This is a genomic window from Yoonia sp., from assembly GCF_014859355.1.
Taxonomy (GTDB): domain Bacteria; phylum Pseudomonadota; class Alphaproteobacteria; order Rhodobacterales; family Rhodobacteraceae; genus Yoonia.
In genome coordinates, this window is record NZ_JACUUJ010000031.1 from 21,295 (window position 1) to 31,736 (window position 10,442).

At 60.3% G+C, this 10,442-nt stretch carries 10 protein-coding genes; 2 read left to right on the top strand and 8 right to left on the bottom strand.

The window, feature by feature from the left end; translation table 11 throughout:
• Positions 1-15: 15 nt before the first annotated feature.
• Positions 16-468, bottom strand: a complete 453-nt coding sequence (locus IBX59_RS11275; protein WP_296375527.1) for an Lrp/AsnC family transcriptional regulator — start codon at positions 466-468, stop codon at positions 16-18.
• Positions 465-920 carry an Lrp/AsnC family transcriptional regulator gene (locus tag IBX59_RS11280; protein ID WP_296375529.1) on the bottom strand — a complete coding sequence of 152 codons (456 nt, stop codon included), beginning with the start codon at positions 918-920 and terminating at the stop codon, positions 465-467. The genes IBX59_RS11275 and IBX59_RS11280 overlap by 4 nt, the downstream gene beginning before the upstream one ends.
• A gap of 135 nt (positions 921-1,055) precedes the next feature.
• On the opposite strand from IBX59_RS11280, the gene ilvC reads away from it, so the two are divergent.
• Entirely contained in the window at positions 1,056-2,078 is a 1,023-nt protein-coding gene (gene ilvC, locus IBX59_RS11285) for a ketol-acid reductoisomerase (protein ID WP_296375531.1), read from the top strand.
• An 83-nt stretch (positions 2,079-2,161) separates the two neighbouring features.
• Entirely contained in the window at positions 2,162-3,061 is a 900-nt protein-coding gene (locus IBX59_RS11290; protein WP_296375533.1) for a DMT family transporter, read from the top strand.
• Here the strand turns inward: IBX59_RS11290 and glmM are convergent.
• From glmM to IBX59_RS11320, 6 genes are all read right to left on the bottom strand, one after another.
• Entirely contained in the window at positions 3,058-4,401 is a 1,344-nt protein-coding gene (gene glmM, locus IBX59_RS11295) for a phosphoglucosamine mutase (protein WP_296375535.1), read from the bottom strand. The genes IBX59_RS11290 and glmM overlap by 4 nt on opposite strands.
• Positions 4,401-5,408, bottom strand: a complete 1,008-nt coding sequence (gene folP, locus IBX59_RS11300) for a dihydropteroate synthase (protein ID WP_296375537.1) — start codon at positions 5,406-5,408, stop codon at positions 4,401-4,403. Before folP ends, glmM begins: the two co-directional genes overlap by 1 nt.
• The gene (locus IBX59_RS11305; protein WP_296375539.1) at positions 5,405-6,325 is read right to left on the bottom strand and encodes a dihydroneopterin aldolase; all 921 of its coding nucleotides are present in this window, start codon (positions 6,323-6,325) and stop codon (positions 5,405-5,407) included. Before IBX59_RS11305 ends, folP begins: the two co-directional genes overlap by 4 nt.
• Positions 6,326-6,423: 98 nt before the next feature.
• Positions 6,424-7,092 (bottom strand): cell wall hydrolase, encoded by a 669-nt coding sequence (locus tag IBX59_RS11310; protein ID WP_296375541.1) that lies wholly within the window; start codon positions 7,090-7,092, stop codon positions 6,424-6,426.
• 170 nt (positions 7,093-7,262) lie between these two features.
• Entirely contained in the window at positions 7,263-9,815 is a 2,553-nt protein-coding gene (locus IBX59_RS11315) for a putative PEP-binding protein (RefSeq protein ID WP_296375543.1), read from the bottom strand.
• Positions 9,816-9,908: 93 nt separating this feature from the next.
• Positions 9,909-10,442: DALR anticodon-binding domain-containing protein (locus IBX59_RS11320; protein WP_296375545.1), on the bottom strand; the 534-nt coding region annotated here is incomplete at its 5' end.

The window sequence follows — 10,442 nt, forward strand, 5'->3', positions numbered from 1 at the left end:
CGTTTCCGATTGGCGTCATAATGGCCCCGGCCTGCGTTCTTCGGATAATAGCACATTCGCCTCAACGTTGCCCACGCCGGGCAAGGTCATGATGCGGCGGCGCAGCACACGTTCGAAATCGGCCAGATCGCGGGCAATGACGCGCAGGCGGTAATCATAAAGCCCCAGCATGTGTTCCACGCGCTGCACTTCGGGGATGGCGGCGACGGCACGTTCGAAATCTTCCAGACTGATGCGGCCCTTGGTGGCCAGCTTGATGCCCAGAAATACCGTGACGCCAAACCCCAGCTTTTCCGCATCCAGCAGTAACCGCCGCCCCGCAATCACACCTGCGTCTTGCAACCGGCGGATACGGCGCCATGTGGCGGGCTGGCTTAGCCCCAGTTTCTGGCCCAGTTGCGTGGTGGATTGATCCGCGTTCACCAGCAGCGCCCGCAGGATTGCGTGGTCCAGATCATCCAGCATCATAACGGCAACCGGTCATCGGCCTTGACGTTGGCAAGTGTCATCAGCGCCTCGATATCGGCGATATGCGGCAGGGTCAGCACATCATTGCGATAAATGCGCTGATAATCGGCCAGATCACGGGCAATCAGCGACAGGCGCACATCGACACGGCCCAGAAATGTCTGGATCTCGATCACCTCGGGCACCGCGCGGGCGGCGGCCAGAAATTCATCGAATGCGCGCGGCACGGTCTTGTCCAGCGTGATGCGCAGGCTGACATCCACCTCGTATCCCAGTGTCGCCCAGTCAATCACGATCTGGCTACCCAAAAGCACGCCATCCTCGCGCATCCGGTCCAGCCGCCGCGTGGCGCGCGCGGGCGTCATCCCCGCCGCATCAGCCAGTTCCGGCACCCCTTGGGCGGGGTCGGACTGCAACAGGCGCAAAAGGCGGCGATCAAGATCATCAAGCATAAAATTATGCGTATTTCAGTTTAGAGCACATAACAATCTTCATCTTGGCCAAAAACTTCAAAATCCATCATTCACAACCCGGCACAACCTTGGTTACAACAGCGCCAAAGCAACCTGAACAAAAGGACCGCCACCATGCGCGTTTATTACGATCGCGATTGCGATGTAAATCTGATCAAGGACAAGAAAGTCGCCATTCTGGGCTATGGGTCGCAAGGCCACGCCCATGCGCTGAACCTGCGCGATAGCGGCGCGAAAAATCTTGTCGTCGCCCTGCGCGAAGGCTCGCCCAGTCAAGCCAAGGCCGAAGCCGAAGGCCTGACCGTCATGGGCATCGCCGAGGCTGCGGCTTGGTGCGACCTGATCATGTTCACCATGCCCGATGAATTGCAGGCCGAAACCTACAAAAAATACGTCCACGACAACCTGAAAGACGGCGCAGCAATCGCATTCGCCCACGGCCTGAACGTGCATTTCGGCCTGATCGAGCCCAAGCCCGGCGTCGATGTCATCATGATGGCACCCAAAGGCCCCGGCCACACGGTGCGCGGCGAATACACCAAAGGCGGCGGTGTGCCTTGCCTTGTGGCGGTGCATAACGACGCATCTGGCAAGGCCATGGAATTGGGCCTGTCCTATTGCTCCGCTATCGGCGGTGGGCGTTCCGGCATCATCGAAACCAATTTCCGTCAGGAATGCGAAACGGACCTGTTTGGCGAACAGGCGGTGCTGTGTGGCGGCTTGGTCGAACTGATCCGCATGGGATTCGAAACGCTGGTCGAGGCTGGATATGAACCCGAAATGGCCTATTTTGAATGTCTGCACGAGGTGAAGCTGATCGTCGACCTGATCTATGAAGGCGGCATCGCCAACATGAACTATTCGATCTCCAACACCGCCGAATACGGCGAATATGTCTCTGGTCCGCGCATCCTGCCTTACGAGGAAACCAAAAAGCGCATGAAAGACGTGCTGACCGATATCCAGACCGGCAAATTCGTGCGCGACTTCATGCAGGAAAACGCCGTGGGCCAGCCGTTCTTCAAGGCGACCCGCCGGATCAACGACGAACACCAGATCGAACAGATCGGCGAAAAACTGCGCGGCATGATGCCGTGGATTTCCGCAGGCAAGATGGTCGACAAAGCCAAGAACTGATCAAAACGCAAGGTGGTCATGACCCACCTTACACCAAGGGGCGCCCCGATCCGGGGCGCCTTTTTCACGCATGGACCCGCAACATGACCGCGCAACCGACCCCGTTCAACTGGCTGTCCATTATCGCCCTTGGCCTGATCTGGGGCGGCACATTCATGGTCGTGTCCATCGCATTGCAAGGCTACGGCCCGCTGACGGTGGCCTGTGCGCGCACGACACTGGGCGCGCTGGCCTTGTTGGCGCTGATGCGGGCGCTGCGCCGCCCCCTGCCTGTCTTGACGCCAACACTGGTGAAATACCTGTTTGTCATCGGCATTCTGAACACCGCCGTGCCCTTTGCGCTGCTCAGTTGGGGGCAACAATATGTGCCATCGGCCTTTGCGGGTATTTCCATGGCCGCGCTGCCCTTGTTCGTCTTGCCGCTGGCGCATGTGTTTACCGATGAAAAGCTGACTGTGCGCAATGCTTTGGGTGTCTGCCTTGGGTTCGTGGGGGCGGCTGTGCTGATCGGGCCGGGTGTGCTACGCATCGGCACCGGGATCGAACCGCTGGGCCAGTTGGCCTGTATCGCGGCGGCCTTATCCTATGCGATTGCCAGTATCCTGACCCGGCGCTGCCCGCCGATGGATGCCATCGTGATGTCGGCGCTGTTGTTATGCGTCGGCGCGTCTGCGCTGATCCCCGCAATGCTGTTGTTCGAAGGCGTGCCAACATGGGTTGATCCGCGCACCAGCCTTGCGATCCTTTTTCTTGGATTTCTGCCCACCGCGCTTGCCGCGCTGATCCGGGTGCAGACGATCCGCACGGCAGGGTCGGTGTTCATGACGCTGGTCAATTATCAGGTACCGCTGTGGTCGGTCCTGTTTGGCGTGCTGATCCTGAACGAGGTGCTGCCGCTGCGGTTTTTCGCCGCCCTTGGCCTGATCCTGTTGGGGCTGGCTGTCAGCCAGTCGCGCAACGTATTTCGCCTGTTTCGGGCTTAAACGGCGGCTTCCACCTCGGCGACGATCCCGTTCACGATCTGCGAAAGCAGCGCGTCATCTTCGCATTCCACCATCACGCGGATCAGCGGCTCTGTTCCTGATTTGCGAATCAGCAACCGGCCCTTGCCAGCCAGTTTCGCCTCGGCGTCAGCAATCGCCTTGCAGACGGCAGTGTCAGCCAGCGGGTCGTGCCCCGCAGCGAAGCGCACATTTTTCAGCATTTGTGGCACGGTTTCAAACTGCCGGCGCAAGGCGCTGGCAGCCTGGCCGGTTTCGATCATCGCCGCCAGAAACTGCAAGCCCGCCAGCAACCCGTCGCCGGTGGTTGCATAATCGGTCATCACGATATGGCCCGATTGTTCCCCGCCAAGGTTCCAGCCATGCGCGCGCATCGCTTCGACCACATAGCGGTCGCCAACGGCGGTACGTTCCAGCCGCAGACCACGGCCCTGCAAATACCGTTCCAGCCCCAAATTGGACATCACCGTCGCCACCAGCGTGCCTTGGTTCAGCCGGCCCAGATCAGCCCAGCGACCCGCCATCAGTGCCATGATCTGATCACCATCAGCAACAGCACCGGTTTCATCCAGAATCATCACGCGATCAGCGTCACCATCAAGACAAATCCCCACATCGGCACCCGTGTCGCGGATCGTCTGCGCGGCAAGCGCGGTATTGGTCGATCCGCAGCCATCGTTGATGTTCAGCCCGTTGGGTTTGACACCCACGGGGATCACGGTCGCGCCCAGTTCCCACAGCACCTCTGGTGCGACGCGGTAGGCGGCGCCATTGGCGCAGTCAATCACCACCTTCAGCCCGTCCAGCCGCATTCCCGCCGGGAATGTCGCCTTGAGCCGTTCAGCATAGCGGAACCGGCCATCGTCGATCCGCTTGGCGCGGCCGATGTTTCCCGCCTGCGCCGGTTCCACACCGGCTGCGACCAGCGTCTCGATCTCGGCCTCGACAGCGTCGGACAATTTAAAGCCGTCAGGGCCGAAAAACTTGATCCCGTTGTCGTTATGCGGGTTGTGGCTGGCCGAAATCATGATGCCCATGTCGGCGCGCATGGATGTGGTCAGCAGACCCACCGCAGGCGTCGGCACCGGCCCCAGTAGCAGCACGTTCATGCCGGTGCTGGTCAGCCCCGCCGTCAATGCGTTTTCAAACATATAGCCCGACAGGCGCGTATCCTTGCCGATCACCACGCGGTGGCCGTTCGATCCGTCATTGCGGAAATAGCGCCCAGCCGCAGCGCCGATCCGCAGCGCCATATCCGCCGTCATCGGATAGCTGTTCGCCTTGCCGCGCACCCCGTCGGTGCCAAATAGCGTGCGTGTCATTATATCATTGTCCCGTTGATCGCCATTTCAAGATCTATCGCCTGACGTGTCTCATAGGTATCGTGGACCCGCAGGATTTGCACCCCCTGCCGCACACCGTGCAACGCAACGGCAACCGAACCGGCCATGCGGTCAGGTGCCACCTCTGCCCTGCCGATCGTGCCGATGAACCGCTTGCGCGACGCCCCCAGCAAGATCGGGCAGCCAAGACTGTGAAACAGCGACAGTCCGCGCAGCAGCGTCAGGTTATGGTCCAGCGTTTTGCCAAAGCCGATGCCGGGGTCAACGATGATCTGACTGGGCGCGATGCCCGCTGCCACAGCCACGGCAACGCGCGCCGCCAAAAAGTCGTAGACATCCAGCAGCACATCATCATAGCGCGGGTTTTGTTGCATCGTGGCCGGATCGCCCTGCGCATGCATCAGGCAGACAGACAGACCGGCCTGCGCTGTGACGTCGGCCAAACCCGGATCATAGCCAAAGGCCGCGACGTCGTTCACCAGACCCGCGCCCGCCGCAATTGCCGCGCGCGCCACGTCAGCCTTGCGCGTATCAATCGAGATCGGCACATCCGACTGCGCCCGGATCGCCGCAATGACAGGAGCGGTGCGGGCGATTTCCTGCGCGACAGACACATCGGCGGCACCGGGGCGCGTGCTTTCGCCGCCGATGTCGATGATGTCCGCACCTGCCGCCTGCATTGCCTGCGCATGGGAAAGGGCCGCCTTTGCGTCAGCAAACAGGCCACCATCAGAAAAACTGTCTGGCGTGACGTTCAAAATCCCCATCAGGCGGGGCGCGTTGATCGTCAAACCGGCGACCGGCACGCGGGCCCGGGTAAGCCGGTCGTGCACATCGGCGGGCAGGTCAGCCGCCAAGATGGTTTGCGGGGCCGCGTCACGCCGATGCAGCGCCACATCGCGGAACCAGCACCAGCCGCCCGCCAGCGTCAGCGCGTCTGCAGGGCGATCAGGACTGCAATGCACCAACGGTCGATAATAATTCATGTCAAATCCATCACGGTCACATCAACGCAGCGCAACGGCACATCTGTTGCAGGGGCATCCGCGTCGATGACCAGCAATTCGCGCGCCTGCATTTCTGCCGCAAACCACGCCACCAGCGCCACAGCATTTCGCGGACTGGCAGAGGGGCCGTCAACCGCATCCAGCACAATCTTGGACGGCGCCCAGATACAGGCTTGCCCGTTCTTCATTGCCCAATCCAGTTCCGTGCGTGTGCCGACAACCATGCAGCGTGGGTCACGGGCCGCCAGCACCCAGGCGTTTTGTTCAATCGCCAGCAAATCAATGCGGCGTTGCGCCAAGGCATGCACCGCCTGTGGTGCAGGCCGGTCATCAGCCCCCACACACAAGATCAAGGAAAGATCACTTTTGATAAGCTGGTCTATCCAATGCGTCAAATTATCAGAGTTTATAGCCGCATTGGACATAAAGACGACGCGTGGATGCGGGGCTTCGGCATGTAACTGACCTGCGGGGGCCGCACCGTCACGCGCGCGCACGATTTCAACGCCCAGTGCGAACGGCCCGCGATCCAGCTTTTCGATGCGCACGAAAACCCGTTCGGCCTGCGGCTCTTGCAAAATGCGTTCGGCCACACGGGCGGCAAGCGTTTCCAGCAGATTGATTCGCTCGGCGTGGAGTTCCGCTGTGATCGCTTCGGTCACGCGGTCATAAGACAGAATACGGTCAACATCATCATCGGTCGGGCCGGTCAGGGGCGACACCTCGACCACCACGTTGAAACGGACACGTTGCAGGGTGCCGCGTTCTTGCTGAAATGCGCCAATTTCAACCTCGACCACATAATCGCGCAGGGAAATCCGGTCGCAGGGGGTATGGTTGCTGGCCTCGGCACGTTCGCTTGGATGGGCAAAGGCAAGGCGGATATCATCGGTCATACGCGGGGTCCGGTCAAAAGCGTTATCCTCTGCGGGATACTAGCCACAACCGACCGGGGCAAGCATCCCGGGCGACGCATCCGTGCGACCAGCGACGCTTAGTTCGATGCAGTGCGGGTTGGTTGGCGGTAAAAGTAATGCGATCCAATTGCCGCAGTGCGGGGAAACCGCTTGGCCCAGGACGGGCTGACAGCCCGGGTGTGATAATGAGTCGCCCCATCCGTCAGTTCGCGCGGCGCGCCATCAATCAGCAGGCGCGCAACCTTGCCGACATTTTCCCAAGCGGTTTGTTCGCTGATCACCTCTGCGCGGCCATCGCAGGTATAGCTGAATTGGCAGGCATAAAGTCGCCCTGTTCCCTGATTGATCACGTCACAAAGGGTATCGGGATAGGCATTGCTGTCCACACGGTTCAAAATCACCTCACCCACAGCAAAAATACCACGCACGCTTTCACCGCGTGCTTCGAAATACAGTGCCTTTGCCAAACATTCCCACTGCTCTCCGCCATCCGCAGGGGGCCGTGACGCCAAAAAGCCTGCGTCATAGACGACGGCAGTCTGCGTCTGCAGGCCACGTTCATCTGCTGAAGGAAGGCGGGTCAAAAGGGTCATCCGGTTGTCAGGCACAACCGATAAAGCCTGCCGTTCCTGCCCAAGAAGGGCACCCAAACGGCTGGCGAGAAGTTCATCAGCGCGCGCGTCTGACACCGAAAAGGATACAATCAAAGAAATTGCGGCGGCAAATACCGCTTTGGAAATCGTCATTTCAGGCCCCACCAGATACTACGCGGCTCAGCCCCACGCAGGCGCCGGTGTCTTAGGGGAAAGAAAACTAGGCGTCCACCCCTTGGGGCCGGGACGATGACCAACACGGCAAGACATGGCCGATAAGGTCAGTATTGCAGCGCAAATATTCCTACTAAGTTGCTAAAGCATCACAGCCCGGACCAATTTTCATCATCTTGCCTGTCCTGTAGGGCAGATTGAGCGGCAGTCAGACGTGCTACCGGCACCCGAAATGGCGAACAAGAGACATAATCGAATCCATGCGCGCGACAAAATTCAATCGCGACGCGGCTGCCGGCATGTTCGCCACAGATCGACAGCACGACATCGGGCCGCCCAAGGCGCCCGCGCTCGGCCCCAATGGCGATTAATTCACCCACGCCTTCGATATCGAGCGTATGAAACGGGTCTTCTGCATAGACACCCTGCTGCACATAGGCGGACATGAACCGCCCTGCATCATCGCGTGACAAACCATAGGTCATTTGCGTCAGGTCATTGGTGCCAAATGACAGAAATTCGGCATGTTCAGCGATATCCTGCGCCCGCAACGCGGCGCGGGGTGTCTCGACCATAACGCCTAGATGATAATCGAGCGTGGATTTCGTCTTGGCCCGCACCGCATTGGCGACCGCATCGACACGGCCCTTGACCAGTTCAACCTCGCGCATGGCGCTAACCAGCGGGATCATGATCTCGACCGAGATATCGGTGCCGGCCTTGCCTACGGCGGCCATCGCCTCGAAAATCGCCTGCGCCTGCATGTCATAGATTTCGGGGATCGCAATGCCGAGCCGGACGCCGCGCATCCCCAGCATCGGGTTATATTCGCTCAGGGCATCGACCCGGTCCGTCACATCAGCCAAAGGCAGGGCCAGTTGTTCAGCCAGATCGCGCAGGCCCTGTTTGTCGGACGGCAGAAATTCATGCAGCGGCGGATCGAACAGCCGAACGCAAACCGATTTACCCGCCATGATCCCGAACAGCGCCTGAAAATCGGCCCGCTGCATCGGCAAAAGACGGTCCAGCACCGCGCGGCGGTCATCGCTGCTTTCGGCGAAAATCATTTCGCGCATCACACCCAGACGGTCACCTTCAAAGAACATGTGTTCGGTCCGGCACAGCCCGATGCCTTCGGCTTCAAAATTGCGGGCGGTTTGCGCATCGGCGGGGGTATCGGCGTTGGCGCGCACACCGATATCGCGCACGTCATCCGCCCAGTGCAGAAGGGTTTTGAACGCATCATCCAATGCCGCCTCTAGCATCGGGGGCTCACCAACAATCACTTGCCCCGTGGTGCCATCAACGGTGATCACATCACCGGCAGCGAATCTGCGGCCATCGGGGGCAATGATCTTGCCGTTCTTGCGGTCAATCGACAGCTCTGATGCGCCCACGACACAGGGCACGCCCAAGCCGCGCCCAATCACGGCGGCATGGCTGGTGACACCGCCGCGCATGGTCAGCACGGCTTGGGCGGCGTGCATGCCGCGAATATCCTCTGGTGTGGTTTCGCGGCGCACCAGCACGCAGGGTTCACCGCGCGCCGCACTTGCCTGCGCATCAGCCGCCGTCAGCACGATGCGCCCTGCAGCCGCACCGGGGCTGGCGGCGATACCGCGCACGATCAGGTCGCGTTTTGCGCGCGGGTCCACCTGACGGTGCAGCAATTCTGACAAGGCCGCCGGTTCCACCCGCATCAGCGCCTCTTCACGCGGGATGATCCCATCCTCGGCCAAGGCGACAGCAATGCGCACCGACGCACGTGAATTGCGCTGCACGCGCACCGCATCCAGAATATGCATATGCCCGTCTTCGATAGTAAATTCGACCTGCATTTCCTCGCGCAGGTTGCGCCGGCACAAATCGCCATAGGCGACAAGTTGGGCGAATGTAGCAGGGCAATGTTCTTCTAATGACGGCCCACGGTCATCGCGGGTCAGATAAATCGCGCCTTCCACATCGCCAAGCGCCTCGCGTCCCTGACTTTGACCCAGATAGCGGCCCTTGATCTGCCGCAGGCCGGTGGTTTCATCAACATACTGGATGACCCCCGACCCACATTCCCCCGGCCCGACACCCAGCGCCATGGCCTGCACCACCAGCCCCAGCCCTGCATCGGCGGGAGCACCTTTGGCCTGCCGCAACAGCCGGGCGGTTGTTCCTTCCCAAGCGCGCGCCATAGATCGCAACACCTCGGCCAATTGCACGGCGGGATCTTGGGGAAAGGGTTCATCGGTTTCGGTTTCATAGATGTCCAGCATGGTATGCAAGCTGGCCTCGTCCGCGACATCGGGCAAATCGAACGCATCCGGGTCAAGCCGCGCCACATGGATCGCGTAAGACTGCACGAACCGCAGATAAAGCGCCGTTGCCGCCCGCGCGCCAACCGTTTCCTTCATCTGCGCAAGGCGTCGCGCGTTCATCCCGATGTTCAAAATCGCCCCCGGCCCGCCCCAGTCGGGGTCAAGGCTGGAAGGGCGCACCGACAACAGCGGCCGGTCGCCAAAGGGCGCGATCAGTGCGGCCATATCGGGCATCCGGCCCTGTGCAATATCGCGCACCGCATCAAACGGCAGAGCGACAGTCACTGGCACCGGCATATCCAGCCGGATCAAGCGTTGCAGGCATTTCGCGCGCTCACCATGCACCGCCGCCGACATCGGCGCGGTGGGTGTGATCAGCGTCAGCTGCGTATTCATGGGGCGTTGCTGCACTGCGGCACCGATCAATTGTTCACGCGCAGCATAGAAGAGGAAGTATCAGGACGTAAAGCGAAGGTGACAGTTTTTCTGTCAACCTTCTATTTTTGTCAAATCTGCCACGGAAAGGCAGATATTTCGGATACGGGATAAAAGGTTAAGCCGGTTGCGACGCAAAATCTGGCTGTCGGCATTCACCTGCACATCGGTGAAAAATTGGTCAATCGGTCCGCGAAGTGCCGCCATAGCGGTCATCGCGGTGCTGAAATCCTCTGCTGCCATCGCGGGTGCTATTTTTGCATCCGCAGAATCCAGCGCGTCGAACAGGGCGATTTCCGCCGCGTCTTCGGCGAACTTGCGGTCGGCGCCATAAGAATATTCCACACCATCCTTCTCCTCGGCCTGTGTCAGGATGTTGTTCGCGCGCTTGAACCCCTGCAACAGGTTTTCCCCGTCGTCGGTGGAAAGCGTCGCCGCCAGCGCCTCTGCCCGTTTGACCAGCAAGGTCAGGTCGTCATTGGCTGGCGTCGCGCCCATCGGCGCGCCATCAGGAATAGAGATACAGGCGTCGATGATATCGTGACGGATGCCTTGGTCGCGCAGGTAGACTTTCAGGCGGTCGTGGAA

What these genes read in the sequence shown, in the direction of transcription:
- ilvC (WP_296375531.1), top strand. Translation starts at nt 1,056, where the DNA reads ATGCGCGTTTATTACGATCGCGATTGCGATGTAAATCTGATCAAGGAC.
- IBX59_RS11315 (WP_296375543.1), bottom strand. Translation starts at nt 9,815, where the DNA reads ATGAATACGCAGCTGACGCTGATCACACCCACCGCGCCGATGTCGGCG.
- glmM (WP_296375535.1), bottom strand. Translation starts at nt 4,401, where the DNA reads ATGACACGCACGCTATTTGGCACCGACGGGGTGCGCGGCAAGGCGAAC.
- IBX59_RS11310 (WP_296375541.1), bottom strand. Translation starts at nt 7,092, where the DNA reads ATGACGATTTCCAAAGCGGTATTTGCCGCCGCAATTTCTTTGATTGTA.
- IBX59_RS11290 (WP_296375533.1), top strand. Translation starts at nt 2,162, where the DNA reads ATGACCGCGCAACCGACCCCGTTCAACTGGCTGTCCATTATCGCCCTT.
- IBX59_RS11305 (WP_296375539.1), bottom strand. Translation starts at nt 6,325, where the DNA reads ATGACCGATGATATCCGCCTTGCCTTTGCCCATCCAAGCGAACGTGCC.
- IBX59_RS11280 (WP_296375529.1), bottom strand. Translation starts at nt 920, where the DNA reads ATGCTTGATGATCTTGATCGCCGCCTTTTGCGCCTGTTGCAGTCCGAC.
- folP (WP_296375537.1), bottom strand. Translation starts at nt 5,408, where the DNA reads ATGAATTATTATCGACCGTTGGTGCATTGCAGTCCTGATCGCCCTGCA.
- IBX59_RS11275 (WP_296375527.1), bottom strand. Translation starts at nt 468, where the DNA reads ATGATGCTGGATGATCTGGACCACGCAATCCTGCGGGCGCTGCTGGTG.